Origin of the sequence: Afifella sp. JA880, assembly GCF_025379905.1 — a bacterium.
Lineage (GTDB): Bacteria > Pseudomonadota > Alphaproteobacteria > Rhizobiales > Afifellaceae > Afifella > Afifella aestuarii.
Map to the genome: position 1 here is coordinate 149,622 of NZ_JAOANH010000003.1, position 26,240 is coordinate 175,861.

Consider the following 26,240-nt stretch of genomic DNA (forward strand, 5'->3'; position numbering starts at 1 on the left):
GTCTCAGCCGAGCGGACCGCATGCCAGCGCACGCGGCCCGTGATCAGGCCTGAAGCGGCGTTTCGCACGCGCCTTTTATTCGGCCGAAACCTTGAGACGGTCCGGGATCGTGATCCCCTGCTCTTCGTAATAGCGCGCCGCGCCCGGATGCAGCGGCAGCGGCAGACCGGCGATCGCCGCTTCGAGCTTCATATTCTTCGTCGCCGGATGAATGCCCTGCAGGAACGGCAGGTTCTCGTAGATCGTCTTTGTCATCTTGTAGATGGTCTCTTCCGGCACATCGTCGCGCACGGCGAGGAAGTTCGGCTGCGCGATCGTGTTGATCTCCTTCTCCTGCCCCGGATAGGTCCCGGGCGGGATCGTGAAGCGCGTCCACAATTCATCGAAATCGCCGTTCGCCTCCTGCATCTCCTCATCGGTGAAATCGAGAACGGTGATGTCGTTGCCCATATTGGCGAAGGCCTGGCTGATCGCACCGACCGGCGGGCCCGCCGGCGTCGAAATCAGCACCACCTGACCGTTCTGCAGGGCTTCCGCCGCCGGGCCGTAACCGGAATAGGCCAGGGTGAAATCCTGATCGATGTCGTAGCCGAGATTGCCGAGGATGGTGCGGTTGGAGCCGAGCGTACCGGAATTCTGCGCGCCGAGATTGATCGACTTGCCCTTGGCGTTCGCGACATCGGCGATCGTGCCGGTGTCCGCGAGGTCGGATTTCAGGACGAAGTGCTCCACATTCGGCCACAGCATGGTGACGGAGCGGAGGTTCTCCTGCGGCCCTTCATTTTCCAACGGGCCGGAGCCCTTCTTCGCATAAGCGCCATAAAGGCCTTGCAGGATGGCGAACTGAACCTCGTTGTCGCGCATCAGCTTGATGTTCTCGGCCGAGCCCGCCGAGTTGATCGCCGACAGGCCGATCTTCTCAGTCGGCTGCAGCTTGACCTTGATGAGCGTGGCAAGAGCAACACCCACCGGATAATAAGTTCCTCCCGTTGAAGCGGTCGCCAGAAGGTAATTCTGTTCTTCCTGGGCTCGCCCCGAAGAAGGCCAGGCAATCGCACCAACGAGAGCAAGGCTCGTCGCGGCCATGACAAAGGAGCGTAAAACTTTGCGCTGGAATAGCATTCTGTTCCTCCCACCATTGCAGTCTTATTGTTTTGGAAGACTGAGCTTATGGGCTATCGGCCGGAAAGCAAAGCCCGCGCGAGGGCTCACGGAAACTCAAGCAAGGCGCGTTTGTGAAAGTGAGCCGAATTGTGTTACGGAGCGGCGGTCGCGTAAGTCTGACCCGGACAACTGTGGGGCCGAAACCTTGACATCTCCGCTTCGCATGCTTTCAGGGGCGCGCCTGCTGCTCGCTCTCCTGTTTCTTGTGACCGCTCCCCTTGCCGCCGCCGCCAACGAAGCGGCTGGCGATGGCGACGTCCTGGGGCCTTACCTCCTGGTCGATGCGAAAACCGGCGACGTGTACGAGGAGCATGATGCGCTCCGCCCCTGGTATCCGGCGTCCACGACCAAGCTGATGACGGCCTTCGTCGTCTTCCGCGCGCTCCAAGTCGGCGAGATCACGCTGAAATCGCCAGTGGTGATGTCGCAGCACGCCTACAACCAGCCTTATGCGGCGCGTTTCTTCAAACCCGGCTCGGTCCTGACGGTCGACAACGCGCTCAAGGTCATGCTGGCGCGCTCCTCCAACGACATGGCGATGGCGATCGCGGAATCGGTCGGCGACGGCTATGACAATTTTCTGCTGCGCATGAACCTCGAGGCGAAGCGTCTCGGCATGACGCGCACGCAATTCGTCAACCCGCACGGCCTTTACAGTCCGCACCAGGTCACCTGCGCGCGCGACCTCGCGCTTCTGACGCGGGCGATCTTCGACGAATTCCCGAGCTACCGGCATTATTTCAACGTCCCCGCCATCAAGGTCGGGGGTGCGGTGAAGCGCAACACCAACCTTCTGATCGGCCGCTACCGCGGCGCCACCGGAATGAAGACCGGCTATATCTGCGATTCCGGCTGGAACCTGGTCGCGACCGCGCAGCGCGGCCGGCGCGAATTGATCGCGGTCGTTCTGGGCGCCGACAACGGTATCGACCGCGCCGAACGCGCCGCCCGTCTGCTGGATGCAGGCTTCGACCGCGGCGGAGGGCTCTTCTCAGGCGGCCCCGACATCACCCGCATCAATTCCGGCTCCCGCTACACCGAGCCCTACGACATGCGCGATCAGGTGTGCAGCCCGCAGAAGGGCAAGCAGGTCGCCTCCAAGTCGAACCCGATCTACAAGCCCATGAAGGGCGGCCTCATCATGGTCGACGAGGGAGACGGCTTCAAACCCTCCCATATCGGCCAGCGCAAAGGCCCTGTGACCCCGATCGAGGTGGCGACCGGCGGCGTCGAAGGCCCGGGTGTCGACGACCTTGCGCAGGAGATTCTGACGGCACAGCTCGGCGTCATGCCGCGGCCGCGCCCCACGATCGCCATCCCGCCCCGGCCGCAGCTTGCGACGGCCTTCGCGCCGAGCGAAGAAGCGAACAAGGCAGCGCCCGTCGATCCCGTCCTGCTCCTTGCAGCCCCGGCCCTGATGCCGCGCCCGCGGCCCGACCGGTAGGCATAAGCGCCGCCCGGCCCGGCGGCCTTTCGACAGGGATTCTCAGCCGCCGGTTTCGATCTCGTAGCGGCTGACACCCTCGTCGTCGTGACGCCCCAAAAAGCGGTGGCCGCGTTCGTTGCAGAAATGCGGAATGTCGATCGCCGCCATCGGGTCGGTCGCCAGAACCACGACCCGTACGCCCGGCGGCAGAGACGCGACCCCCTTGGCGGTTTTCAAAACCGGCAGCGGGCATTTCAGCCCGCGCACATCGATGACGTGGCAGTTGTTTTCTTCATCCCCTGAATGAATGGCCAACATCGGCCTCCTTGCAGGCTTGACCTCTTCAATTTCCGTCCCTGGTATGGGAAGAGATGCCAGAAACAGCAAGAATGCCGCGGGCTCTTCTGCCTGAAGCGGCGGGGGAGACGATGGGCTTTATCGAAAGAATCAAGAGCGAACTCGCCTATGTACGCGGCGCCCTGCGTGCACTTCGCAAAGTCAGCTCGGCGGCAAAGAACCGCAACCGCACTTTTCCCGATCTGATCGAGGACATCGCAAAAGAGCATGGCGACCGGCCGGCGATGATCGCCGAGAACGAGCGCATGAGCTACCGCGAATACAACGAGCGGGCCAACCAATATGCCCGCTGGGCCATCGCCAACGGCGTCAAAAAGGGCGATTGCGTCGCCCTGATGATGCCGAACAAGCCGGAATACATGGCCGCCTGGCTCGGTATTGCGCGGGCCGGCGGCGTCACCGCCTGCCTCAACACCAATCTGCGCGGGCCGGTCCTCGCCAATTGCGTGAACATCGTGGAGCCGAAGCACATCATCGTCGACACGGCGATCTCAGACGGCTTCCACACCGCCGATCCCTTTCTCCAGACGAAAGCGGAATACTGGGCCTATGGCAGCGGCGTGGACGCCTGGAAGCGGCTCGACGAGGCGCTCGACACGTTCAGCCGCGATCCGCTCGAAGCCTCCGAAAGGCCGAAGCTGACCACGTCGGACCGCTGCCTCTTCATCTATACGAGCGGCACGACCGGCATGCCGAAGGCCGCCAACATCAACCATTACCGCGTGCTCGCCATCTCGCTCGGCTTCAACGGCGCCATGGATATGAAGCCGCACGACCGCATCTATGTCTGCCTGCCGCTCTATCATACGACCGGCAGCGTGCTCGCTTCCGGCGCGGCGCTGACAGCGGGCGCCAGTGTCGTCATCCGCGAGAAATTCTCTGCAAGTCAGTTCTGGGACGATGTCGTCGACTACGAATGCACGATCTTCCAGTATATCGGCGAGCTCTGCCGGTACCTCTTGAACAGCCCGACGCACCCCAAGGAGCGTCAGCACAAGCTTCGGCTTGCCTGCGGCAACGGTCTGCGCCCCGACATCTGGGAAGATTTCAAAAACCGCTTCGCCATCCCGAAGATCCTGGAATGGTACGCGGCGACGGAAGGCAACGCCGTCTTCTTCAATTTCGACGGCAAGGTCGGCTCCGTCGGGCGCATTCCGAAATGGGCGGAGAAGCGTTTCGTCACCGAGATCGTCCGCTTCGACCATTCCTCCGAAGAGCCGGAGCGCGGTCCCGATGGCTTCTGCATGAAATGCGCACCGGGTGAAATCGGCGAGGTGATCTCGCAAATCATCGACGACCCGAGCCGCCCCAGCCAGCGCTTCGAAGGCTACGCCGATCCCAAGGCGACCGAGAAGAAGATCCTCAAGGACGTCTTCACAAAGGGCGATATGTGGTTCCGCACCGGCGACCTCATGAAGAAGGACGAAATGGGCTATTTCTATTTCGTCGATCGCATCGGGGACACCTTCCGTTGGAAGGGCGAGAACGTCGCCACCTCCGAAGTGGCGGAGGCGATCACCGTCTATCCGGGTGTCAAGGATGCCAATGTCTTCGGCGTTTCGGTGCCCAACACCGACGGACGCGCCGGCATGGCCTCGCTCGTCGTCGAAGAAACCTTCGATATGAACGGCTTCTACGTCCATGTGGAACGGCATCTGCCGCGGTATGCGCGGCCGATCTTCCTGCGTCTGCAGCAATCGATGGAGATGACCGGCACCTTCAAGCAGCGCAAGGTCGACCTCGTGCGTGAGGGCTTCGACCCGAACCGCATCGCCGATCCGCTCTATATGCTGCACCCGGAAAAGCAGACCTATGTGCCGCTCGACACGGGCCTCTATGAAGAGGTCGAGAGCGGTGATCTCCGGCTTTGAGGCAAGAGATGTCAGAGACAAATCCGGACCCGCACGACGTGATCGCCTTCTGGCGCGAGGCGGGCCCGGAGAAATGGTTCAAGAAGAGCGACGCCTTCGATCGCGAGATCGGCGAGCGCTTCGGCGCCCTGCATGAGGCCGCATCGAAAGGCGCGCTCGAGGACTGGGTCGAGACGCCAGACGGCGCTCTCGCCCTCATCCTCCTCCTCGATCAATTCTCCCGCAATCTCTGCCGTCAGCGGCCGGAGGCTTTCGCCAACGACGCGGCAGCGCTTCGGCTGGCCAGGAAAGCCCTGTCTGAGGGCTACGAGAACCAGGTGCCGGCGGACGTCGCGAAATTCTTCGCCATGCCCTTCATGCATTCCGAAAGCCTCGCCGACCAGGACCGTTGCGTCGCGCTCAGCCACCGGCTCGACAAGGCCGGCACGCTCTCCTTTGCCCTGGAGCATCGGGACATCATTCGCCGTTTCGCCCGCTTCCCCCACAGAAATGCCGTGCTCGGCCGGCACACGAGCCCCGCAGAGCTGCGGTTTCTGGAGGAAGGCGGTTTTTCCGGCTGAAGCGGGGTCCGATCCTGCGGTGCGTTGTGCGAAGTTGAGCGGCCTTGTTAGGGATAATTTTACCTAATTCCCTCCCCGCTGCTCGGCCTCTGCTAGCGTTGTATAATGGAGATGATGCCCCTGAAGAGCGACGCCGGCTGGGTGAAAACCCCGGGCCCTGCCACAGAGCCGACATTCCGCCTTCTCATCGAGAAGCCGGAAGCCTTGAGCGTCCATGCCGACGAGATCGAAAGGCTGGCGGGCGAAAGCCTCGACGCCAATCCCTTCTATCTTCCGGCCTTCCTCGGCCCCGCCATCAGGGCGTTCGGCAACGGAGAGGTCGAGCTCGCGCTTTTCTATGCCGGCACCCGCCTCGTCTTCTTCGCGCCGATCCTATGCGCACCTTTTCGCCGCGGCGCGCTGCGCATGGCTCAGATCTGGAGCCACAATTATGGCCCTCTGGGCGTGCCGCTGCTTGATCGCGCCCGCGGACACGCCGTTGCCCGGGCGCTCTTCGCCGATCTCGCAGACGCTGGCATCGAGCTTTTGATGCTGAGCGACACGCCCGTCCTCTGCGACACCTGGATCAGTCTGCGGCGTGCGGCCGAGGGTCGGGTTCACACGATCTTTCGCGAAGAACGTCCCATCCTCACCGCCGAGCCGGATGCCCTCCAGGAATTCGAAGCCGGCATCTCGTCACAGCGCCGCAAGGACATCGGCCGCCTTCGCCGCCGGCTGGAGGACGAGGGCCCGGTGGAGTTTTCAACGGCGACCGGCCCAGCGCTCCCCGCGGCGTTCGAGGATTTCCTCGCGCTGGAGGCCGCCGGCTGGAAGGGCCGCCGCGGCACCGCCATCCTCAACCATGCCGGCAGAGGCTTCGCCGAAGATGCGATCCTCGCGCCAGGCGCCCGCGATGCAGCCAGAATCGAGCGCCTGACGGTCGGCGGCAAGCTGGCCGCATCCTCGATCACGCTGGTCTCCGGCTCGCTCCTCATCCCCTGGAAGATCGCCTTCGACGAGAGCTTTTCGCGCTTTTCGCCTGGTGTTCAGCTTATCCTGCGCAACACCCGGCTATGGCTCTCGGATCCCACAATCGCCCGGATCGATCCCGTTTCGAACACCACCGATGCCCGGCTGCTCACACATTACTGGCACCATTCGGAGCCTTATGAAGCAGCCGTTCTGGAGGTGACGCCGTCCGCCACAAGGGCGCGGCTTGCCCGCTCGGCCGAGCATGGGCGCTGGCTTCTCCGTCAGCAGGCGCGGGCCGTCCGCGACCGCCTGCAAGGACGCTTCCGCCGCAACTGACCCGAGCCGCAAACACCCGTGCAAGCTTCGCGCAAGACAGACGCGATAGGCTTAAACGTCCCTCGGCAAATTTCCTTCAGGTTTTAGCCGCAATCGTTTCGTCCTCTCAGGAGAATATTACGAATCTCGTGTAACGAGCTGACAGCGACCTCAGAGGAATTGAACCATGGCCAATTACGGAACGACGTTCGACCAGGCGATCGTAACCTTCGCGTCGACGGCGCCCGATTATGGCTTCAACATCGCTGATGCCTTCGCGATCTGGGATCCGTGGATGGAACCCGATTTCGTCAGCGCTGCCAACTTTATGTCCGCCGACATCCAGATTTTTCAGGGTCCGATCGACGGCTATGGCGGCACGCTCGGCAGTTGCGTGACCTATATGAGCGGCACGACCATCACGCGCGCCGAGATCACCATCGACGAGGCCGATCCGGATCAGGATCACCTGTCGGTGCTCGCCCACGAGATCGGCCACGCCATCGGCCTCGACCACGACGATGATCCCACCTCGATCATGTATCCCTTTTCGATGGGCGTGATCACGCTGAATGCCGCGAACATCACCGAGCTGCAGTCCCTCTACGGACCGGACAGCGGGGACAATTATCTGGTCGGCACCGCCGAGGCCGACAATTTCTCCGGTGGCGCCGGCGCCGATACCATGTTCGGCGGCACGGGAGCAGACAATCTCCGCGGCGGGGACGGCGCCGACCTCATCTTCGGCGGCCAGGGCAATTTCGCCGATTACCTCGATGCGGGCACCGGCAATGACACGGTCTATGGCGGCGACGGGGTCGACACGCTCTACGGCGGCAGCGGCAACGATGCCCTTGGCGGCGGCAGCGGCACCGATCACATCCATGGCGGCGATGGCGCAGATCTTCTTTTCGGCGGCGGCGATGCGGCAGCCGACGATCTGAACGGCGAGGCCGGAAACGACGCCCTTTACGCTGGCGCCGGCAACGACACCTTGAAGGGCGGCACCGGCAACGACGAGCTGGGCGGCGCCGCCGGAAACGACGTGCTCCAGGGTGGCGACGGCAACGACACGCTTTATGGCGCGGCCGGCAACGATACGCTCTACGGCAGCAATGGCGCCGACCTCCTCTTCGGGGGCACGGGCGACGACCAGATCTATCTCGGGACGTCCGACGGCGCCGCCGACATCTACGCCACCGTCGCAAACAACGGCGACGACACCGTCTTCGGCTTCGAGAACAGCATCGACCGCATCGATGTCTCCGACAACGGCTTCAGCAGCTTCTCAGAGCTCACAATTGCCCAGGACGGCACGGGCAACGCCTTGATCGATCTCGACGGCGGCGACGTTCTGACATTGAACGGCATCGCCGTCAGCGCTCTCGACGAAAGCGATTTCATCTTTCAAACGCTGACGAGCTGACACCCGCCAGCGTGGTCTCCCCAGCCTGCGGCGCCCATAGCGCGCCATCCTTCCGGGCATGCTGATCTCGACCTCAGCCCCCGCCGCCGCTAAGAGGTAATCGAGGCAGCAAGGGGGTTTTTCCGTGTATCTCGGCATCGATATCGGCACGTCGTCCATCAAGGTCATCCTGATGACGGCGGCACAGGACGTTCTCGCTTCCGCCACCGCGCCGCTCGACGTGATGCGGCCGCAACCCGGATGGTCGGAGCAGGATCCGAACGCCTGGATCGCCGCGCTCGGCACGGCCATGGACGCCTTGAAGCGCGAACGTCCGGCCGAGGTCGCCGCCGTCAAAGGGATCGGCCTCTCCGGTCAGATGCATGGCGCCACGCTCGTTGCCAAAGACGGCGCGCCGATCCGCCCCTCGATCCTGTGGAACGACGGACGGTCCGCCGAGGAAGCGCGCCGGCTCGACGCCGACCCACGCTTCCATGAGATCACCGGCAATCTCGTCTTTCCGGGCTTCACCGCGCCGAAGCTCGCCTGGGTGAAGACGCATGAGCCGGAAAATTTCGCCGCGACCGCCAAGGTGCTGCTGCCCAAGGACTTCGTGCGCCTTTATCTGACGGCGGATGCGGCAACCGACATGTCGGACGCCTCCGGCACCTCCTGGCTCGATGTCGGCAAGCGCTGCTGGTCGCCGGAACTCCTGGCGGCAACCGACATGGACGAAAGCCAGATGCCGAAGCTCTACGAGGGCTCGCAGGCAACCGGCACGCTGCGCCCGGCACTGGCCCGCCTCTGGGGCATGACCGGCGAAGTGGTCGTCGCCGCCGGCGGGGGCGACAATGCCGCGGCCGCCTGCGGCGTGGGCGTCACCCATCCGGGCGCCGCCTTCGTCTCGCTCGGAACCTCGGGCGTCGTCTTCGCCGCAACGGAGGCTTTCGCGCCCAACGTGGAAAGCGCCGTTCACGCCTTCTGCCACGCCCTGCCGAACACCTGGCACCAGATGGGCGTCATCCTGTCGGCCGCAGGCTCGCTCGAATGGCTGAGCCGGCTTCTCAAGGAGCCGGTGCCCGACCTCATCGGCCATCTCGGCACCACCCCGGATTACCCGGCGCCCGTCCTCTTCCTGCCGTACCTTTCCGGCGAGCGCACGCCTCACAACGATGCGGCGGCGCGCGGCGTCTTCATCGGCCTTGCGCAGGAAAGCGACCGCGCCACACTCACCCAGGCGGTGCTGGAAGGAGTTGCCTTCGCACTCGCCGATTGCCAGGCAGCCCTTGCCACCGCCGGCACCACCATTCCGCGCTATCTCGCGGTCGGAGGCGGCTCGCGCTCCAAGACCTGGCTGACGATCATGGCGAGCGCCCTCAACACCCCGATCGGCATTCCCGAAGAAGGCGATTACGGCGCCGCCTTCGGGGCGGCTCGTCTCGGCCTCCTGGCCGCAGAGGGCGGCGATCCCGCAGAGATCCTCACGCATCCGCCGCTCGCCGACACCATCGATCCGGTTCCGGCCCTGAGCGAAGCCTACCGCGACAGCTATGAGCGCTGGCGTGCGCTCTATCCGGCAGTGCGCGACGTCATGCGGTAGGCCCGCGCGGCCACCGCATCTCGCTGGGAGATCGCCGACGGCCCGCTGAGCCGGGGTCCGGCGAGCGCGTCCGCCCTCCCGCAACCCATTGGACAAAAAGCGCTCGCGCCTGCTTTTCAGGCACTTCAAAGTGTTGCGCAAATGAAAAATTTGACCAACTGGTCGAAAATGCGCATTCTTCCCGTGGGAACAGCAATATTCACGGGAGAAAGAAGCCGTGAACCAGATTTCGTCAGGCCTGCCGGCAGCAACACCGGTCGGCGAACCGGACATTTGTGCCGCCCGCCTAAATGTTGAAGATTACCTGAAGAATTTTTCTGACCTGCACCCGCCACTTTCGCCACACGAGGCGCTGGTGGAGGCAGACCGTTGCTATTTCTGTTTCGACGCCCCCTGCACCGAGGCCTGCCCGACCTCGATCGACATTCCGCTCTTCATCCGCCAGATCCAGGCGCACAATCCGAAGGGCGCGGCCGAGACGATTTTCGAGCAGAACATTCTGGGCGGCATGTGCGCCCGCGTCTGCCCGGTCGAGACATTGTGCGAGGAAGCCTGCGTCAGAAATCTCGCCGAAGACAAGCCGGTGAAGATCGGCTTCCTGCAGCGCTTTGCGACCGACGCGATGATGGCGGCAGGCGAGCATCCTTTCGAACGCGCAGCGCTAAGCGGCAAGCGCGTCGCCATCGTCGGTGCGGGACCGGCGGGGCTCTCCTGCGCCCATCGGCTGGCCATGCACGGCCACGACGTCACGATCTTCGAAGCGCGCGACAAGCCCGGCGGCCTCAACGAATACGGCATCGCCGCCTACAAGACCCCGGACGGCTTTGCGCAGAAGGAAGTCGAATTCCTTCTCGAGATCGGCGGCATCACGATCGAAACGGGCAAAGCGCTCGGGCGCGAGCTCACCCTCGACGGCTTGAAGGCGGATTACGACGCAATCTTCCTCGGCCTCGGACTTGCCGGCGTCAACGCGCTCGGCGCCGAAGGTGAGGATGCCTCAGGCTCCGCCGACGCCATCACCTGGATCTCCGACCTGCGCCAGACGCTCGACCTTTCCACGCGGCCGATCGGGCGCCGCGTCGTCGTCATCGGCGGCGGCATGACCGCCGTCGACGCGGCCGTGCAGTCGAAACTTCTCGGCGCCGAAGAGGTCACGATCGTCTATCGCCGTGGCCCCGAGGCCATGAAGGCCTCCGGCTTCGAGCAGGAACTCGCCCAGACGAAGGGCGTCACCATCCGCCACTGGGCCAAGCCGAAGTGCCTCCTCGCCGAGAACGGTCATGTGGCCGGCATCGAGCTCGAGCGCACCCGCGAGGAAGACGGCCGCCTCGTCGGCACGGGCGAGACGTTCGCTCTCGCCGCCGACATGGTGTTCAAGGCGATCGGTCAGACCTTTCTGCCCGCCTCGCTCGACGGCGCGGCCGAAGCCATCGCGCTCGCGCACGGCCGCATCGACGTCGACGACGAACGCCGCACCTCGGTTGCCGGCATCTGGGCCGGCGGCGACTGCGTCCTCGGCGGCGAAGATCTCACCGTCGCCGCCGTCGAAGACGGCAAGGTCGCAGCCGAGAGCATCCACCGCGCATTGATGGGGTGAGTGTCATGCCGAGCTTCTCAAACAGCCTCGCCCTTCGGATCGGGGCACTATCAGTCGCAACATGCTCCACTCCTCGCCCCATTGGGGAGAGGTGGCCGCGCGCCAACGGCGGGAGGTCGGTGAGGGGGCGGCGTCTCAGCCGGTCGCAGGAAGAGCTGAATGGGGAAAGGCAGCCCCCTCACCGCCCGCTACGCGGGCACCTCTCCCCAGGGGGGAGAGGAACGGAGCTGAGCCGCCATGCTGCACGCCAAATGCAGTCGCCGTTTCACGTGAGGGAAAAGCAAGGGCTCGGTGCCGGATCGCTAAACCGAGATTTCGACGCTGCTGAAGATCGGTTCGATATCGTCCGGGATGCCCTCGCTGCGATCACGTCGCACCTCGAGTGCAAGCTCGATGGCCTCGCGTGCCATCGCCAGACTTCCTTCCTCAGTGTCACCACGAGTCACGACTTCCGGAAGAGCCGGGACGAGGACGGTGTATCCGCCCTCCGGCTGCGGCAGGAGAAGGACAGTATATCTCCGCTCGTCCGCCATACTGAACACACCCTCCCGCTCTGGTGCGGCCGCTTCGAATTTATCTCGTCTCGCCGAAACTCCCAAGCCTGAGAGGTTCTTCTCATGGTCAGTCTCGCTTCGAACTTCCTCGGCATCAAATCGCCGAACCCGTTCTGGCTCGCCTCCGCACCGCCGACGGACAAGGAGTACAACGTGGTCCGCGCCTTCCGCGAAGGCTGGGGTGGCGTCGTGTGGAAGACGCTCGGCGAGGACCCGCATATCGTCAACGTCAACGGCCCGCGCTACGGCGCCATTCACGGGCCGGACCGGCGGCTTCTGGGCCTCAACAACATCGAACTGATCACCGACCGTCCGCTGGAGGTGAACCTTCGCGAGATCAAGCAGGTGAAGCGCGACTGGCCGGATCGCGCCGTCGTCGTCTCTCTCATGGTGCCCTGCGAGGAACAGAACTGGGTCAACATCCTGCGCCGCGTGGAAGAAACCGGCGCCGACGGAATCGAGCTCAATTTCGGCTGCCCGCATGGCATGTCCGAGCGCGGCATGGGCTCGGCCGTCGGCCAGGTGCCGGAATATATCGAGATGGTCGCCCGCTGGTGCAAGGCGAACACCCGCATGCCCGTCATCGTCAAGCTGACGCCGAACATCACCGACATCCGCTACCCGGCGAGGGCGGCGCAGAAGGGTGGCGCCGACGCGGTCTCGCTGATCAACACCATCTCCTCCATCACCGGCGTCGATCTCGACCTCTTCGCCCCGCAACCGACCATCGACGGCAAGGGCTCGCATGGCGGCTATTGCGGCCCGGCGGTGAAGCCGATCGCCCTCAACATGGTGGCCGAGATCGCCCGCGACCCGGAAACCCGCAATTTGCCGATCTCCGGCATCGGCGGCATCACGACGTGGAAGGATGCGGCCGAGTTCATGGCGCTGGGGGCGCAGAACGTGCAGGTCTGCACGGCCGCGATGACCTACGGCTTCAAGATCGTCCGCGAGATGGTGGAAGGGCTCGAGCGTTGGATGGCCGAGAAGGGCTTTGAGACCCTCGACGACTTCATCGGCCGCGCCGTGCCCAACGTCACCGACTGGCAGTATCTCAATCTCAATTACGTGACGAAGGCGCGCATCGACCAGGAGCTCTGCATCAAATGCGGGCGCTGCCACATCGCCTGCGAGGACACTTCGCACCAGGCGATCACCCACATGGTCGACGGCAAACGCCATTTCGAGGTGATCGACGCCGAATGCGTCGGCTGCAATCTCTGCGTCAATGTCTGCCCGGTCGAGAACTGCATCACCATGGAGCGCATCGCCGATTACGATCCCCGCACGAAAAAGCCGATCCCGGCCGAATACGGCAACTGGACGCGCCACCCGAACAACCCGATGGCGAAGCCCGACGCCGACATCGAAAAGATCGTCCCGGACGCGGCGGAGTAGCGCCAACGCCGGCTGCGCTCGCCGCATCGTCGTGATATTCTCGGGCAACCAAGAGCGAGGATCGACGGATGACTGAAAGCTCAACCCATTCGATCGAAATCACGGCAGACTGGGACGCTGAGGCAAGGGTGTGGGTCGCGGTCAGCGAGGACGTGCCGGGACTGGTGGTAGAGGCACGCAGTGTTGACACACTTGTCGCGGAGATCGAGGCGCTCATACCGAAACTCCTGAGAGCAAACGGGCATCATTCCGACGCCCCCGCAGGGATCGAGTATCATCTGACAGCCCACGTTCGGAGCACCCTTTCCGCTGCTGCGTGAGATCCTTCTGGCTCATCGCGATCGGGGGCGACGGCGATGGGAAACTACTACCGAGATTTGGCAAAGATACTCAGGGCCAACGGCTGTCGCTTCGTACGGCAGGGGACAGGCAGCCATGAAGTCTGGTACAGCCCGCTTTCACAACAGCATTTCACCGTGGCGGTGACCGTAGCTTCGCGCCACACCGCGAACGCGATACTCAAGCAAGCTGGCATATCCCGAAAGCTGTAGAGCGGCTCAGCTGAGTCGCATCCGGCCCACCCCGACACGCTCATTCGACATTTCTGCGATCGTCTTCGTCTTCCCGGAAAGCCGCGCGCCGAGCGTGAGGAGGGCGGGCAGCGCTTCGATCGCGCCTCCCATCAGCCGCGCGCCAGCCGGCCTCAGAGCGAGCCCGGCGATGGCGGATGCGGCGAGGATGCGTGCACCGAACTGGGCGCGCCAGCGGCGGGAATAGCGGCGGCCGACCGCATCACGTTCGGCACGTCTCGCCGGATCGATCGCTTCAAGCTCCTCGGCGAGAAGCCAGGCCGATTGCATCGCCATCGAAATCCCCTCCGCGATCACCGGATGCGATTCCCCCGCCACATTGCCGATGCGGAAGACGTCGTCCCGGTAGCGGGCGCGCATCCCCGGTCGGATAGGCCCCGCGGCGAGCCACGGCCCTTCAAGCTCCGCCTCGCCGATCGCCGCGCGCACGCCGCGACAGGAGGCGAGGAGATGGCGGTGCACCGCATCCGAAGCCGAGCCGCCGCCGGCCTCCTTGCGAAGGGCTGCGAGCGCATCGCGGCGGATGCAGAGCGACAGCGAAAGCCGGCCACGATCCGCCCACACCATGCCGCCATAGCCGCCGGGAAAGACAAGAAGCGGCATCAGGTCCGGCTCCAGCCTCGCCCCTGAAAAATGCGCCTTGAAGCCGAGGAGATCGGACGGCCGGCAGGTCTTCTGGAGCTGGCTCGGCAGGCCGCCCGGCTCCCAGGAACCATGGGCGGCGATGACGACCGGGGCCGACAAGGTCGCCTCCTCATCGCGCGAGGCGATCGTCACCGTGCTCTCGTCCCCGCTCGGACGCACACCGGTGGCGCGGAACGGCTGAAAGAGCGTGGCGCCGGCACGCGACGCCTCCTGCACCAGAAGTTCGTCGAGCACGTCGCGACCGAGCGCCCGGCCGAATCCTGCCCCATGCGCGGCCGGCATTCGTGCCGTCACGACGCGTTCGCCAGAGAACAGCGCGACGCGCCGCACCTCCGGCCCGGCGAGCGACCGCCATGCGCTTCCGAGCCCCAGACGGTCGATCACCGCAAGGCTGGTTGCGGAGACGAACTCGCCGCAGACTTTTCGGCGCGGGAATTCCGCCTTTTCGATAAGCGCCACCTTCCAGCCCCGGCGCGATAGCGCAATCGCCGCGGTGGAGCCCGCCGGTCCGGCGCCAAGGATGATCGCGTCGAAGCTCATGCGGCCGCCGCCTCGCTCCGTCGCGCAACAAAGGCCTGGGTGAAGAGGCCGCGTCGCCTCTCCTGAAGCTCGAAGGGAGGCTCTTGCGGCCACAGGGCCGAAAGCTCCCTACCTGCAAAACCTGCGCGCACACTCACCGCCGCATCATGGCGCGTGACGTCGTTCGCCCCGATCGCCCAAAGCATCCCCGCCGAGAGGAGAGGCAGCGAACCGCGGAGCGGCTCCGTAGCAACGAAAACCGGCGCGATCTGGGAAAGACCGGCAAACAGACGGCAAAGCTCGCCATCGTTGAAATGGTGCAGGAAGAGGTTCGCCGTGACCGCGTCGAAGCTCTGGTCCGCATTTTCATCCAGATAGGCGAAGACATCGGCCTGGACGGGCCGCACCTTCCAGCCGAGCGCGCCGAAGGCGGCAACGCTCGTATCGCTCACGAGATGCAGTCGGTCGACGAGAACGAGTTCGATATCCCGCCAATCGGGCGCGAGCCTTTCGGCGACTTTCAGCATGAACGTCCCATCGCCGGCGCCGATCTCCAGGATGCGCCGCGGCGGCTTTATGAGGTTTGCACGCAACAAGCTCGCGGTGATCCGGGCCTGCGCCATGATCGCATTGACCCGCTTCAGGTCGCGCCGAGAGGCAACCGCCCGCGGGTCCGTCTCCGGAAGCTGGTCGAGGATTTCCGGTTCGATCTGCCTAAGGGCGAGGCCGCTCATGGCTGCCGTCCGACGGCTTCAAAGCGCATCGTCTCCGCGGTCAGACCCGGCCCGAAAGCCATACCGCAGCCCCGCTCCCCGGCCTTTCCCGTGGCGAGCATTTTCTCAAGCACGAACATGACGGTCGCCGAAGACATGTTGCCGTTGTCGCGCAGAACCGCCCGCGAGCGATCGAGGGCATGCGCGTCCAGAGCGAGCGCCCGCTGCACCGCATCGAGCACGGAGCGTCCGCCCGGATGCACCGCCCAGAGATCGATCTCATCGACCGCCGTGTTGCCCAAAACCTCCCGCTGACGGCCCCCGAGCAATTCATGAATGACCGCCGGCACACGGCCCGAGAGCACCATGTCGAAACCGTCGTCGCGCACGTTCCAGGTCATCAATTCGCGGTTGTCGGCAGCAAGGAGCGTGCGAAAACTGTCGAGCCGGAGGCCAGTGGGATCAGCCGAGACGAGCGAGGCGGCGCAGCCGTCGCCCCAGAGGCAGAAGGAAAGAAGCGCCTCCATGTCGACGGTGTCTTTCAGGTGCAGCGTGCAGAGCTCGATGTTGACGACGAGAACCCGCGCTTCCGGTTCGGAGCGCACGATGTGGCGGGCGAGTTTCAGCGCGTTGAGCGCCGCATAGCAGCCCATGAAGCCGACGAGCGTGCGCTCCACCGTTTGTGCAAGGCCGCAGCGCGCGACGAGTTCGAGATCGATGCCGGGCGCGGAAAAACCGGTGCAGCTCGTCACGATGAGATGCGTGACGCGGTCGCGCTCCTCTTCGAGATCGAGCCTCGCAACGGCAATCTCCGCGAGGTCCGGCGCATGGCTCTCATAAAGGTCCATGCGTTGCGCCGTTCCCGGAAACGCCCCGCGCAGAAAAATACCCCCCGCATCGACCTTGATGCCTTCGGGGTCCTCGGCCGGAGCCACACAGGAATAGCGGTGCTCGATACCGCCTTTGTCGGCCATCCGCGAAAAGATGGCCCGCTGGCGCGGAGCGTCCTTTAGTTGCGCCGCGGCAAAGCCGAGGAAGAAACGGTGCACCTCATTTTCAGGAACTGCCGTCGCAATGCGGTTGATATAGGCTTCGGCCAAAATGCCCTCGATGCGATCGAATTGCCGTCTTAGGCAAAGTTAACTAGCGCCCCCGAGAACAGGACAAAGGCAAACGCCGCTCGATTTTCTTTATCCGGCTGTCACAACGGCGCCCATGAACTGCACTTTTTTTGGCAAGCCGCTCGGAATGCTTCTATTCCGCACCGCTGGCCGGCACGATCAGCCCTTCCGGCACCAGCACCTTGTCGATGACGTCGATCAGGCCATTGCTGGCCGCGATATCGGCCTTGCGGATGCGCGCCTCGCCGACCATCAGCTGATCGCCGATCGAGGTCACGGTCAGCTTGGAGCCATCGAGCGTTTCGACTTCCGTCTCGCCGTCGAAGGATTTCGTCGGCAGCGCGGCTTCCACGATATGGTGGCGCAAGAGGGCCGCGAGCGTCTCCTTGCTGTCCGGCTTCTTCAGCATCTCTTCGAGCTCGCTCGGCAATTGCTCGAAGGCGACATTGTCCGGCGCGAGCAGGGTGAGCGGCTCATCGCCCTGCAGCGTTTCCTTGAGGCCGGCCGTCTCGATGGCTTCCGCCAGAGAGGAAAGCTCCGGCCGGGTCTCGATCGCGCCCCACAGATCCGCCTCGGCGGCAAGAGCAGGCGCACTTTGAAGCCCAAGGCCGACAACAGCAGCGGCGGCCAGAATTTTGAGATGATTGCGCACGATATCCTCCCTCGTTGCGGGATCAACGGCGCGGGCCGGAACCCGTTCGATGGGTGCAGTCATATTTGCGCGAGGCGTCTTTCTGACGACCACAAGGAGGCGGAGGTGAGGCGCGCCCCGGTCAGCCCACCCCGTCAGCGTGGCAGGAGGCCCTCGAGAACCACCCGCCGCAGGGTCTCGGCGGCGGTGTCGAAACGCGTCTCGTCGTCGGAGGCGAGCACCGCACGCACCTGGACATCGAAATCGGCGTAATGCTGGGTCGTCGCCCAGATCATGAAAATGAGATGGCGGGGATCGACCGGACGGAGGCGGCCGGCGGCGATCCAATCGGCGATGATGCGCGATTTTTCATCGACGATCGCCTTCAACGGCCCGTGAAGGAATTCGGTGATGGCGCCGCCGCCCTGCAGGATCTCGCTCGCGAAAAGCCGCGACGCCGCCGGATTGTCGCGCGACATGGCGATCTTGGCGTCGATATAGCGCGACAGCTCTTCGGCCGGGTCGCCGTCGGCCTTCATCGCGGCAAGCGGCGCGAGCCATTGCGCCAGCGTCTCTTCGAGGACCGCGACGTAAAGGCTCTTCTTGCGCGGGAAGTAATAAAGAAGGTTGGGCTTCGACATGCCGGCCTTTTCGGCGATCTCGTCGAGCGTGGCGCCGCGATAACCATAGGCGGAAAAGACGGAAAGCGCTGCCTGCAGAATGGCTTTGCGATTGACGGTCTGAATGCGCGTTCTCTTCCTCTTGGAGATGGCATCATCCAGCATCTTTGCCCCGCCTGGACGGATGCCTACTTGCTAGGCAGTCAGTCCAGCTTTTCGCCTTGACCGTAAATTAAGCCCCACCTAGCGTGAGATTTGACCATTTAGTCAAGTTTTCTGCCCCGCATGGCAGAAACCACAGGGGGGAATGCTGTGGACTCCAATCTGCGGATCAATGCCGACAGGCTGTGGAATTCCATCCACGAAATGGCCGAGATCGGACCGGGCCTGCGCGGGGGCAGCAACCGCCAGACCTTGACCGATGACGACGCCGAGGGCCGTCGTCTGTTCAAGACATGGTGCGACGAGGCCGGGCTCACGATGGGCATCGACGAGATGGGGACGATGTTCGCCCGTCGCGAAGGCACGGATCCGGACGCCCTGCCCGTCTATGTCGGCTCGCATCTCGATACACAGCCGACTGGCGGCCGCTATGACGGCGTTCTGGGCGTGCTCGGCGCGCTGGAAGCCGTGCGCTCGCTCAACGATCTCAACATCAAGACGAAGCACCCGATCGTCGTCGTCAACTGGACGAACGAGGAAGGTGCGCGCTTCGCCCCGGCGATGCTCGCCTCCGGCGTGTTCGCCGGCGTGCACACGCTCGATTACGCCTATGGCCGCAAGGATCTCGAAGGCAAAACCTTCGGCGAGGAGCTCGCCCGCATCGGCTGGAAGGGCGACGAAAAAGTCGGCGCGCGCAAGATGCACGCCTATTATGAATTGCATATCGAGCAGGGCCCGATCCTCGAAGCCGAGAAGAAGGAAATCGGCGTCGTCACCCATTGCCAGGGTCTCTGGTGGCTCGAATTCACGCTGACCGGCAAGGAGGCCCATACCGGCTCCACGCCGATGGCGATGCGCGTCAATGCCGGCCTCGCCATGGCCCGCATTTTCGAGATGGTGCAGAAGGTGGCGATGGACGCCCAGCCGAACGCCGTCGGCGGTGTCGGCCAGGTGACGTTCCAGCCGAACTCCCGCAACGTCCTGCCCGGCAAGGTCGTCTTCACCGTCGATATCCGCACCGTCGATCAGGAGAAGCTCGACGGCATGCGCGCCCGCATCGAGAAGGAGGCGGCCGCGATCTGCGCCGAGATCGGCGTCGGCTGCGAGGTGGAGGCGGTTGGCCATTTCGATCCGGTCACCTTCACGCCCGAGCTCGTCGCCACCGTGCGCAAGGCCGCCGAAACGCTCGGTTACGCCCACATGGACATCGTGTCGGGCGCCGGCCACGACGCCTGCTGGGCGGCAAAAGTCGCCCCCGCCACCATGGTCATGTGCCCCTGCGTCGACGGCCTGTCGCACAATGAAGACGAAGACATCTCCAAGGAATGGGCCGAGGCCGGCGCCAATGTCCTCTTCCACGCAGTGCTCGAAACAGCGGAGATTGTGAGCTGAGCGGCACTCACTGCCGAAGCGTTCGGGCTCAGGGAGGATCGGATGAGATGTTCGGTACGGTCTCCTTCGACCCCCACCCCTATCCCCTCCCCACAAGGGGGAGGGGGATATGCCGTGCTTGTCGGGTCATGCCGATGACACCCTCCACGATCGAACCTCGGACGATCGGCCTGGCGCGCGCATTCCGGCGCGACATGACGCTCGGCGAGAGGAAGCTATGGAACGAGCTGCGCGAGCTTCGCCGGCTCCATGGGGTTCACGTGCGAAGGCAGGCACCGATAGGGCCGTATATCGCCGACTTTGCCGTTCACTCCGAGAAGCTCGTCATCGAAGTGGATGGCCACCATCATCTCCACAGCAGAACCGCTGCGAGAGATCGCACGAGAGATGCGTGGCTGAAAACTCAAGGATATCGCATCCTGCGCTTTTCGACCGCCGAGATCGATGAAGCCTTCGACGGATGCGTGGAGGAAATCCTGCGGGAGCTGGGGATTGCATGAGAAGAGAGATCCCGTTTTCCGCGCGACGCGCCGATCTCGAGGGAGAGCCCCAGCCACAGACAAAGCCTCGATTGCAGAAGCTGGGCGGGGCAGAGTGGTCATCCCTCCCCCTTGTGGGGAGGGAATGAGGGTGGGGGTCTTCGGAGTGCAAGTCCGGAAAAGAGTTTAGGGGAGCAAGAGCGCCATGACCAAGATCATCAAGGGCGGAACGGTCGTCACCGCTGACCGCACCTACAAGGCCGACGTCTTCATCCAGCACGACAAGATCGTGGCGATCGGCCCCGATCTCAATCACGACGCCGATCACGTGATCGATGCGACCGGCTGCTACGTGATGCCGGGCGGCATCGACCCGCACACCCATATGGAAATGCCCTTCATGGGCACGCATTCGACCGACGATTTCGATTCCGGCACCGCCGCAGCGCTCGCCGGCGGCACCACGATGACGGTCGATTTCTGCCTGCCCGCCCCCAATCAGGGCCTCATCGACGCGCTCCAGCAATGGTACCAGAAGGCTGGAAAAGCGCGCACCGACTATTCCTTCCACATGGCCATCACCTGGTGGGACAAGCAGGTCTTCGACGAGATGCCGAAGGTCGTCGCGCAGGGCATCAACACCTTCAAGCATTTCATGGCCTACAAGGGCTCCTTGATGGTGAACGACGACGAGATGTTCGCCTCCTTCTCCCGCTGCGCGGAGATCGGGGCGATGCCGCTCGTCCATGCCGAGAACGGCGATGTCGTCGCTTTCCTGCAGCAGAAGCTTCTCGCCGAAGGCAACAACGGGCCGGAAGCACACGGTTTTTCGCGCCCGCCGGAAGTCGAGGGCGAGGCCGCCAACCGCGCCATCATGATCGCCGACCAGGCGGGCGTGCCGCTTTATATCGTGCATGTCTCCTGCGAGCAGACGCATGAGGCGATCCGCCGGGCGCGCCAGAAGGGCATGCGCGTCTTCGGCGAGCCGCTCATCCAGCATCTCCTCCTCGACGAGACGGAATACCTGAACGACGATTGGGACTATGCCGCCCGCCGGGTGATGTCGCCCCCCTTCCGCAGCAAGGACCATCAGAACTCGCTCTGGGCGGGGCTTGCCGCGGGTTCTCTCCAGGTCGTCGCCACCGACCATTGCGCCTTCACCACGGCGCAGAAGCGCATGGGGCTCGGCGATTTCACAAAAATCCCGAACGGCACCGGCGGCATCGAGGAGCGCCTGCCGCTTCTGTGGACCTATGGCGTCCGGACGGGCCGGCTGACGATGAACGAATTCGTCGCCGCCACCTCCACCAACATCGCCAAGATCCTCAACATCTATCCGCGGAAGGGCGCGATCGTCGAAGGCGCCGATGCCGACATCATCATCTGGGATCCCGAGGCGACGAAGACGATCACCGCAGGGAGCCAGAAATCGGCGATCGATTACACGGTCTTCGAAGGCATGCCCGTGCATGGCCTGCCGCGGATGACCTTGTCGCGCGGCCGCGTCGCCTATGAGGAGGGCGAGGTGAAGGCCGGCACCGGCGATGGCCGCTTCGTGGAGCGCCCGGCCAATCCGCCGGTTGCGAAAGCGCTGTCGACATGGAAAGAGCTCACGGCCCCGCGCCGCGTGGAGCGCACCGGCATTCCGGCTGGTGTTTGAGGAGCCACATGCGACGGGGGGTGATTATGGCAGAATACAGCGTGTCAACCGAGCGCGGCGGCGCCTACAAAATAACACGCGAGACATTGGAAGAAATATTGGAGGAGGCCACCACTTTTCTCGGATCACCTCCGGATATTACAGCGCAACTGAGAGGCGGACATAGCCTTACCGTAAAGGATCTCGATGATTTTTGCAAAGACCTACTCGTCAGAACAAATGAAATAAATTCAATATCAATATCTGGATATGGCTCATTAAAAGATATACAAGGAAAAAAGGTATATAGGCGATTATCTTTCTCTATTAGAAATAATCAGATACAATCTCCTATAAGTCTCTCAGCAGATGGACCATCAGAAGAGGCCTGGCTGCCCCACAGAGAGCGCATAGAAAGAATTTTATCGCATTCAAAAACTTGGTATTCTTTCATCTCATTGCGAGATGGGTCATATAATTTTTTATCATATGTAATATTTGGCATTATAATTGTTGGATTAATTGGTTATTATTATGATAATTACTACAGCATACGTATCACTGAAGGTGTATATTCTTTGCTAATTATTTTGGTAATCGCAATTTTGTGGATTATAAGACTATATTTGATGCCATCTATTGTATTCGAAGTCGGCCAATCTGCGCGAATTAACAGGCGCAGAGAAAGCCTCTCTAAGTTCGTATTTGGAACTATAATTCTAACCTTTTTGATTGGAGTGCTTAGCTCTCTCTTTGCGGGCAATATAGGGCGATGACAATTACAGGGATGGAACGACAATCATCTACGTCGGCGCATACCGGCGCGGTCATCGCCGCGTCCGGTCTCTCGCTCACTTTTCAGACGGCCGACGGCCCCGTCCAGGCGCTTGCCGACATTGATCTTGCGATCCATCGCGGCGAATTCGTCTCGCTGATCGGCCCGTCGGGTTGCGGCAAGACCACCTTGCTGCGCGTCATCGCCGATCTCGAACAGCCGACGTCGGGTGAGATCACCGTCAACGGCGTCTCGCCCGATGCGGCGCGCCGCGAGCGCTCCTACGGCTATGTCTTTCAGGCGGCGGCGCTTTATCCCTGGCGCACCATCGCCAAGAACGTCGCTTTGCCGCTCGAAATCATGGGTCTGCCGAAGGCGGAACAGCAGAAGCGAGTCAAAAAGAACCTCGATCTCGTCAACCTGGCGGGGTTTGAGCGCAAATTCCCCTGGCAGCTTTCCGGCGGCATGCAGCAGCGCGCCTCCATCGCCCGCGCCCTCGCCGTGGAGCCGGATCTTCTCCTCATGGATGAGCCTTTTGGCGCGCTCGACGAGATCGTCCGCGATCACCTCAACGAACAGCTCCTGCAGCTCTGGGCCAAGACCAACAAGACCATCGTCTTCGTCACCCATTCGATCCCTGAGGCGGTCTTCCTGTCCTCGAAGATCGTCGTCATGTCTCCGCGCCCGGGCCGCATCTACGACGTCATCGATTGCGGCCTGCCCCGCGACCGCGGCCTCGACATCCGCGAGACGCCGGAATTCCTGGCAATCGCCCACCGCGTCCGCGAAGGCCTCCGCGCCGGCCATTCCTATGAGGACTGAGATGTCGGCCAACGACGCTGCTACTGCGAGGCATGGCATCCCGGCAACGCACGGCATTACGCCTGGGCACGGCGCCATTTCCTCTCCCTTCTGGGGAGAGGTCGCCGCGCAGCGGCGGGTGAGGGGTGGGCCCTCCACCGCCCCTGAGCAGGAAATCGCTTCCGCTGCCGCCCTGCAAAACATCCGCGCCCGATGGTCATCGAAGAGTGAGGCAAGCTGCCGGGGAGGACTGCGATGAGAGATCCCGCCGGCATCACCCGCCGTCGCGCCGGTGCCACCGGCAAAGCAAGGCATCTGCGCCGTGAGCAGACCGATGCGGAATACCGCCTCTGGTACCATCTTCGCGACCGCGCATTGGGCGGCCATAAATTCTCCCGTCAGGTCCCGCTCGGTAGCTACATCGTCGACTTTCTCTGCCGTGACAAACACGTCATCGTCGAGCTCGACGGCAAGCAGCATGCGGAAAGCCCATACGATCTCATCCGCACCCGCTGGCTGAACCAGCACGGCTATTCGATCCTGCGCTTCTGGAACCACGAGGTTCTGCGCGAGCGCGGGTCGGTCCTCGACACCATTCTCGCCGTTCTCGAAGGACGCATCGCCGCCCCCTCACCCGACCTGCGCTTCGCTCCGGCCACCCTCTCCCCGGCGGGGAGAGGAACAGAGCACGCCGCACCGGCCCGCGCAAAGCCCCAAGCACCTGCGGAAATTGCAAGGCACGGCTCCACCGCAAGGCATGGCGCAGATTCCTCTCCCCTCTGGGGAGAGGTGCCCGCGCAGCGGGCGGTGAGGGGTGGCCCCTCCACCGATGCAAGCGTCAGCGACACCCTCAGGAGCCCCGCCTATGAGTGAGATTGCGGAGCCGGGCGGCGGGGTCGGTTATGCGCCGCGCGTGTGGGTTCAGCGCATCTTCGCTGGCCAGACGGGCCCGGTTCTCGTCGTCGTCGCAGCGCTCATTCTCGTCTGGTATGCGGGCGCGATCTACCTCAATGCCCCGCAGCAGATCGACCGCGACCGGCGCGCCGGCATCGAACGCAATTTCATCGATTTCGCCGCCGCCACCTACGCGCAGGAGCGCCCGGTCCTGCCCGCCCCGCATCAGGTGGCCGCAGAGATCTGGAAGACGACCGTCGAGGTGAAGCCGACCTCGAAGCGCAGCCTCGTCTATCACGGCTGGGTGACGCTCGCCTCCACCCTCACCGGCTTCGGCATCGGCACGCTTCTCGGCATCGTGCTTGCGATCGGCATCGTCTCCTCGCGCACGCTCGACAAGAGCCTCATGCCCTGGATCATCACCTCGCAAACGATCCCGATCCTGGCGATCGCGCCGATGATCGTCGTCGTCCTCGGATCGCTCGACGTCCCGCCGATCTGGGCGAAAGGCACCGTCTCCGCCTATCTCGCCTTCTTCCCTGTCGCCGTCGGCATGGTGAAGGGGCTGAGATCGCCCGACCCGATGCTGCTCGATCTGATGCGCACCTATTCGGCGAGCCCGACACAGACAATGGCGAAGCTGCGCCTGCCGGCCGCGATGCCCTTCCTGTTTGCGAGCCTCAAAGTCGCGATCGCCATTTCGCTGGTCGGTGCGATCGTGGGCGAAATGCCGACCGGCGCCCGCGCCGGGCTCGGCGCCCGCCTTCTTTCCGGCTCCTATTACGGCCAGACGGTGCAGATCTGGTCCGCCCTCCTCGTCGCGGCCTTCATGGCAGCGATCCTCGTCACCATCGTCGGCATTGCCGACCGCATGGTGCTGCGCCGCATGGGGGTGAAAGCGTGAGCGCAGCCCATGTCACCGCCGAGCGGCCGCAAAGCCAGGGTGCGTTTCTTCTCACCTTTCTGGCGGCGATCTTTGCCATCGTCGCGCTGCCGCTGCCGGTTGCGGAAGGCGGTTCACGCGTCGCCGGCTCCTCGCTCCTGCTTGCCTCCCTCCTCCTCGTCGTCCCGACGACGGGCTGGCCGCGCATTGTGGGCTTGCGCCTTCTTCTCAACGCCGTCATCGCAACCGCCGCCTTCGGCCTTCTCTTGGCGCTTCTATCGACGGTCGAAGGGCGGGCGGGCCTCGGTTATTGGGCGGCATTGACGGCGAGCGCGCTTCTCACCGTCCAGGTGATGCGTGATCTCGCGCGCCTGACGGAGGGGCGGCCGACGCCTCTCCGCCGTGCCTTCTCGCTCGCCGTACCCGTCGTCTTCGGCCTTTGGCTCCTGATCCTGTGGGAATGCCTGGTGCGCGGCTTCGGCGTGCCGCCGGTGCTGTTGCCACCGCCGAGCGCGATTGCCGTCACCTTTGCCTCATCGCTTTCCACCCTCTGGGCCGATTTCAGGCAGACCTTTTTGAAGGCAGTCATTGCCGGCTATGCGATGGGCTGCGGTGCAGGCTTTCTCCTTGCCCTTCTCGTCGACCGCGTGCCCTTCCTGAAGCGGGGGCTCCTGCCCGTCGGCAACCTCGTCTCCGCACTTCCGATCGTCGGCATCGCCCCGATCATGGTGATGTGGTTCGGCTTCGACTGGCCGTCGAAGGCGGCCGTCGTCGTCGTCATGACCTTCTTTCCGATGCTGGTGAACACGGTCTCGGGCCTCAATGCCGCCGGCGCCATGGAGCGCGACCTCATGCGCACCTATGCGGCGACCCACACCCAGTCGCTCATCAAGCTGCGCCTGCCGGCGGCGCTGCCCTTCATCTTCAACGCCCTCAAGATCAACTCCACCCTCGCCCTCATTGGCGCGATTGTTGCAGAGTTTTTTGGCACGCCGATCGTCGGCATGGGTTTCCGCATTTCGACCGAAGTCGGGCGCATGAACATCGACATGGTCTGGGCGGAGATCACCGTCGCGGCGATCGCCGGATCGCTCTTTTACGGCCTCGTCGCCATGATCGAGCGGGCGCTGACATTCTGGCATCCGTCCTATCGCCATTAGGGCGGCGGCCCCAAAAAG

General features: G+C 63.6%; 26 protein-coding genes. 18 read left to right on the forward strand and 8 right to left on the reverse strand.

Annotated features, from left to right (window positions below):
* Nucleotides 1-75: 75 nt before the first annotated feature.
* Nucleotides 76-1,122 (reverse strand): TAXI family TRAP transporter solute-binding subunit, encoded by a 1,047-nt coding sequence (locus NYQ83_RS13720; RefSeq protein WP_314733308.1) that lies wholly within the window; start codon nucleotides 1,120-1,122, stop codon nucleotides 76-78.
* A 187-nt stretch (nucleotides 1,123-1,309) separates the two neighbouring features.
* Between NYQ83_RS13720 and NYQ83_RS13725 the strand changes: the two genes are divergently transcribed.
* A complete protein-coding gene (locus NYQ83_RS13725) occupies nucleotides 1,310-2,608 on the forward strand; it encodes a D-alanyl-D-alanine carboxypeptidase family protein (RefSeq protein WP_164879529.1) in 1,299 nt (432 codons plus the stop codon).
* Between the two features lie 42 nt (nucleotides 2,609-2,650).
* Here the strand turns inward: NYQ83_RS13725 and NYQ83_RS13730 are convergent, their stop codons facing one another.
* Nucleotides 2,651-2,905, reverse strand: coding sequence for a sulfurtransferase TusA family protein (locus NYQ83_RS13730; protein ID WP_246008342.1), 255 nt, complete (start codon nucleotides 2,903-2,905; stop codon nucleotides 2,651-2,653).
* Nucleotides 2,906-2,979: 74 nt separating this feature from the next.
* On the opposite strand from NYQ83_RS13730, the gene NYQ83_RS13735 reads away from it, so the two are divergent.
* The 6 genes from NYQ83_RS13735 to NYQ83_RS13760 all read left to right on the forward strand — a co-directional run bounded on the left by NYQ83_RS13735 (nucleotide 2,980) and on the right by NYQ83_RS13760 (nucleotide 11,246).
* Nucleotides 2,980-4,818 (forward strand): long-chain-acyl-CoA synthetase, encoded by a 1,839-nt coding sequence (locus NYQ83_RS13735; RefSeq protein WP_261215358.1) that lies wholly within the window; start codon nucleotides 2,980-2,982, stop codon nucleotides 4,816-4,818.
* A gap of 8 nt (nucleotides 4,819-4,826) precedes the next feature.
* Entirely contained in the window at nucleotides 4,827-5,378 is a 552-nt protein-coding gene (locus NYQ83_RS13740; protein ID WP_261215359.1) for a DUF924 family protein, read from the forward strand.
* A gap of 114 nt (nucleotides 5,379-5,492) precedes the next feature.
* On the forward strand, nucleotides 5,493-6,665 hold the full coding sequence (locus NYQ83_RS13745) for a GNAT family N-acetyltransferase (RefSeq protein ID WP_261215361.1): 1,173 nt from the start codon (nucleotides 5,493-5,495) through the stop codon (nucleotides 6,663-6,665).
* 166 nt (nucleotides 6,666-6,831) lie between these two features.
* On the forward strand, nucleotides 6,832-8,070 hold the full coding sequence (locus NYQ83_RS13750; protein WP_261215362.1) for a matrixin family metalloprotease: 1,239 nt from the start codon (nucleotides 6,832-6,834) through the stop codon (nucleotides 8,068-8,070).
* A 124-nt stretch (nucleotides 8,071-8,194) separates the two neighbouring features.
* The gene (gene xylB, locus NYQ83_RS13755; protein ID WP_261215363.1) at nucleotides 8,195-9,649 is read left to right on the forward strand and encodes a xylulokinase; all 1,455 of its coding nucleotides are present in this window, start codon (nucleotides 8,195-8,197) and stop codon (nucleotides 9,647-9,649) included.
* Between the two features lie 217 nt (nucleotides 9,650-9,866).
* On the forward strand, nucleotides 9,867-11,246 hold the full coding sequence (locus tag NYQ83_RS13760; RefSeq protein WP_261215364.1) for an NAD(P)-dependent oxidoreductase: 1,380 nt from the start codon (nucleotides 9,867-9,869) through the stop codon (nucleotides 11,244-11,246).
* 302 nt (nucleotides 11,247-11,548) lie between these two features.
* Here NYQ83_RS13760 and NYQ83_RS13765 read toward each other — a convergent pair whose 3' ends face one another.
* Nucleotides 11,549-11,779 (reverse strand): type II toxin-antitoxin system HicB family antitoxin, encoded by a 231-nt coding sequence (locus NYQ83_RS13765; RefSeq protein WP_261216173.1) that lies wholly within the window; start codon nucleotides 11,777-11,779, stop codon nucleotides 11,549-11,551.
* Nucleotides 11,780-11,863: 84 nt separating this feature from the next.
* Between NYQ83_RS13765 and preA the strand changes: the two genes are divergently transcribed.
* The 3 genes from preA to NYQ83_RS13780 all read left to right on the forward strand — a co-directional run bounded on the left by preA (nucleotide 11,864) and on the right by NYQ83_RS13780 (nucleotide 13,749).
* Entirely contained in the window at nucleotides 11,864-13,198 is a 1,335-nt protein-coding gene (gene preA / locus NYQ83_RS13770; protein ID WP_261215365.1) for an NAD-dependent dihydropyrimidine dehydrogenase subunit PreA, read from the forward strand.
* A gap of 68 nt (nucleotides 13,199-13,266) precedes the next feature.
* On the forward strand, nucleotides 13,267-13,518 hold the full coding sequence (locus NYQ83_RS13775; protein ID WP_261215366.1) for a DUF1902 domain-containing protein: 252 nt from the start codon (nucleotides 13,267-13,269) through the stop codon (nucleotides 13,516-13,518).
* 36 nt (nucleotides 13,519-13,554) lie between these two features.
* The gene (locus tag NYQ83_RS13780; RefSeq protein ID WP_234629248.1) at nucleotides 13,555-13,749 is read left to right on the forward strand and encodes a type II toxin-antitoxin system HicA family toxin; all 195 of its coding nucleotides are present in this window, start codon (nucleotides 13,555-13,557) and stop codon (nucleotides 13,747-13,749) included.
* A gap of 6 nt (nucleotides 13,750-13,755) precedes the next feature.
* Here NYQ83_RS13780 and NYQ83_RS13785 read toward each other — a convergent pair whose 3' ends face one another.
* The 5 genes from NYQ83_RS13785 to rutR all read right to left on the reverse strand — a co-directional run bounded on the left by NYQ83_RS13785 (nucleotide 13,756) and on the right by rutR (nucleotide 18,202).
* Nucleotides 13,756-14,973, reverse strand: coding sequence for an NAD(P)/FAD-dependent oxidoreductase (locus NYQ83_RS13785; protein ID WP_261215367.1), 1,218 nt, complete (start codon nucleotides 14,971-14,973; stop codon nucleotides 13,756-13,758).
* Nucleotides 14,970-15,686 carry a methyltransferase domain-containing protein gene (locus NYQ83_RS13790; RefSeq protein WP_261215368.1) on the reverse strand — a complete coding sequence of 239 codons (717 nt, stop codon included), beginning with the start codon at nucleotides 15,684-15,686 and terminating at the stop codon, nucleotides 14,970-14,972. The genes NYQ83_RS13785 and NYQ83_RS13790 overlap by 4 nt, the downstream gene beginning before the upstream one ends.
* Complete coding sequence (locus NYQ83_RS13795) at nucleotides 15,683-16,765, reverse strand: type III polyketide synthase (RefSeq protein WP_314733309.1); 1,083 nt, start codon at nucleotides 16,763-16,765, stop codon at nucleotides 15,683-15,685. The genes NYQ83_RS13790 and NYQ83_RS13795 overlap by 4 nt, the downstream gene beginning before the upstream one ends.
* Before the next feature lie 154 nt (nucleotides 16,766-16,919).
* The gene (locus NYQ83_RS13800) at nucleotides 16,920-17,438 is read right to left on the reverse strand and encodes a fasciclin domain-containing protein (RefSeq protein ID WP_261215369.1); all 519 of its coding nucleotides are present in this window, start codon (nucleotides 17,436-17,438) and stop codon (nucleotides 16,920-16,922) included.
* 134 nt (nucleotides 17,439-17,572) lie between these two features.
* Nucleotides 17,573-18,202, reverse strand: coding sequence for an HTH-type transcriptional regulator RutR (gene rutR / locus NYQ83_RS13805; protein ID WP_261215371.1), 630 nt, complete (start codon nucleotides 18,200-18,202; stop codon nucleotides 17,573-17,575).
* Nucleotides 18,203-18,322: 120 nt separating this feature from the next.
* Between rutR and NYQ83_RS13810 the strand changes: the two genes are divergently transcribed.
* The 8 genes from NYQ83_RS13810 (at nucleotide 18,323) to NYQ83_RS13845 (ending at nucleotide 26,222) form a co-directional block, all read left to right on the forward strand.
* Nucleotides 18,323-19,591: a Zn-dependent hydrolase gene (locus tag NYQ83_RS13810; RefSeq protein ID WP_409977004.1), complete on the forward strand. Its 1,269-nt coding sequence runs from the start codon at nucleotides 18,323-18,325 to the stop codon at nucleotides 19,589-19,591.
* A gap of 47 nt (nucleotides 19,592-19,638) precedes the next feature.
* The gene (locus tag NYQ83_RS13815; RefSeq protein ID WP_261215374.1) at nucleotides 19,639-20,091 is read left to right on the forward strand and encodes an endonuclease domain-containing protein; all 453 of its coding nucleotides are present in this window, start codon (nucleotides 19,639-19,641) and stop codon (nucleotides 20,089-20,091) included.
* Nucleotides 20,092-20,275: 184 nt separating this feature from the next.
* Entirely contained in the window at nucleotides 20,276-21,730 is a 1,455-nt protein-coding gene (gene hydA, locus NYQ83_RS13820) for a dihydropyrimidinase (RefSeq protein ID WP_261215375.1), read from the forward strand.
* 26 nt (nucleotides 21,731-21,756) lie between these two features.
* The gene (locus tag NYQ83_RS13825) at nucleotides 21,757-22,485 is read left to right on the forward strand and encodes a hypothetical protein (RefSeq protein ID WP_261215376.1); all 729 of its coding nucleotides are present in this window, start codon (nucleotides 21,757-21,759) and stop codon (nucleotides 22,483-22,485) included.
* 11 nt (nucleotides 22,486-22,496) lie between these two features.
* Entirely contained in the window at nucleotides 22,497-23,306 is an 810-nt protein-coding gene (locus NYQ83_RS13830) for an ABC transporter ATP-binding protein (RefSeq protein WP_261215377.1), read from the forward strand.
* A 234-nt stretch (nucleotides 23,307-23,540) separates the two neighbouring features.
* Nucleotides 23,541-24,158, forward strand: coding sequence for an endonuclease domain-containing protein (locus tag NYQ83_RS13835; RefSeq protein WP_261215378.1), 618 nt, complete (start codon nucleotides 23,541-23,543; stop codon nucleotides 24,156-24,158).
* Entirely contained in the window at nucleotides 24,151-25,083 is a 933-nt protein-coding gene (locus NYQ83_RS13840) for an ABC transporter permease (protein ID WP_261215379.1), read from the forward strand. The genes NYQ83_RS13835 and NYQ83_RS13840 overlap by 8 nt, the downstream gene beginning before the upstream one ends.
* On the forward strand, nucleotides 25,080-26,222 hold the full coding sequence (locus NYQ83_RS13845; RefSeq protein WP_409977005.1) for an ABC transporter permease: 1,143 nt from the start codon (nucleotides 25,080-25,082) through the stop codon (nucleotides 26,220-26,222). The genes NYQ83_RS13840 and NYQ83_RS13845 overlap by 4 nt, the downstream gene beginning before the upstream one ends.
* Nucleotides 26,223-26,240 lie beyond the last annotated feature (18 nt).

What these genes read in the sequence shown, in the direction of transcription:
- NYQ83_RS13740 (WP_261215359.1), top strand. Translation starts at nt 4,827, where the DNA reads ATGTCAGAGACAAATCCGGACCCGCACGACGTGATCGCCTTCTGGCGC.
- NYQ83_RS13790 (WP_261215368.1), bottom strand. Translation starts at nt 15,686, where the DNA reads ATGAGCGGCCTCGCCCTTAGGCAGATCGAACCGGAAATCCTCGACCAG.
- preA (WP_261215365.1), top strand. Translation starts at nt 11,864, where the DNA reads ATGGTCAGTCTCGCTTCGAACTTCCTCGGCATCAAATCGCCGAACCCG.
- NYQ83_RS13830 (WP_261215377.1), top strand. Translation starts at nt 22,497, where the DNA reads ATGGAACGACAATCATCTACGTCGGCGCATACCGGCGCGGTCATCGCC.
- rutR (WP_261215371.1), bottom strand. Translation starts at nt 18,202, where the DNA reads ATGCTGGATGATGCCATCTCCAAGAGGAAGAGAACGCGCATTCAGACC.
- hydA (WP_261215375.1), top strand. Translation starts at nt 20,276, where the DNA reads ATGACCAAGATCATCAAGGGCGGAACGGTCGTCACCGCTGACCGCACC.
- NYQ83_RS13810 (WP_409977004.1), top strand. Translation starts at nt 18,323, where the DNA reads ATGGCAGAAACCACAGGGGGGAATGCTGTGGACTCCAATCTGCGGATC.
- NYQ83_RS13785 (WP_261215367.1), bottom strand. Translation starts at nt 14,973, where the DNA reads ATGAGCTTCGACGCGATCATCCTTGGCGCCGGACCGGCGGGCTCCACC.
- NYQ83_RS13840 (WP_261215379.1), top strand. Translation starts at nt 24,151, where the DNA reads ATGAGTGAGATTGCGGAGCCGGGCGGCGGGGTCGGTTATGCGCCGCGC.
- NYQ83_RS13815 (WP_261215374.1), top strand. Translation starts at nt 19,639, where the DNA reads ATGTTCGGTACGGTCTCCTTCGACCCCCACCCCTATCCCCTCCCCACA.
- NYQ83_RS13835 (WP_261215378.1), top strand. Translation starts at nt 23,541, where the DNA reads ATGAGAGATCCCGCCGGCATCACCCGCCGTCGCGCCGGTGCCACCGGC.
- NYQ83_RS13825 (WP_261215376.1), top strand. Translation starts at nt 21,757, where the DNA reads ATGGCAGAATACAGCGTGTCAACCGAGCGCGGCGGCGCCTACAAAATA.
- NYQ83_RS13745 (WP_261215361.1), top strand. Translation starts at nt 5,493, where the DNA reads ATGCCCCTGAAGAGCGACGCCGGCTGGGTGAAAACCCCGGGCCCTGCC.
- NYQ83_RS13780 (WP_234629248.1), top strand. Translation starts at nt 13,555, where the DNA reads ATGGGAAACTACTACCGAGATTTGGCAAAGATACTCAGGGCCAACGGC.
- NYQ83_RS13735 (WP_261215358.1), top strand. Translation starts at nt 2,980, where the DNA reads ATGCCGCGGGCTCTTCTGCCTGAAGCGGCGGGGGAGACGATGGGCTTT.
- NYQ83_RS13720 (WP_314733308.1), bottom strand. Translation starts at nt 1,122, where the DNA reads ATGCTATTCCAGCGCAAAGTTTTACGCTCCTTTGTCATGGCCGCGACG.
- NYQ83_RS13765 (WP_261216173.1), bottom strand. Translation starts at nt 11,779, where the DNA reads ATGGCGGACGAGCGGAGATATACTGTCCTTCTCCTGCCGCAGCCGGAG.
- NYQ83_RS13750 (WP_261215362.1), top strand. Translation starts at nt 6,832, where the DNA reads ATGGCCAATTACGGAACGACGTTCGACCAGGCGATCGTAACCTTCGCG.
- NYQ83_RS13775 (WP_261215366.1), top strand. Translation starts at nt 13,267, where the DNA reads ATGACTGAAAGCTCAACCCATTCGATCGAAATCACGGCAGACTGGGAC.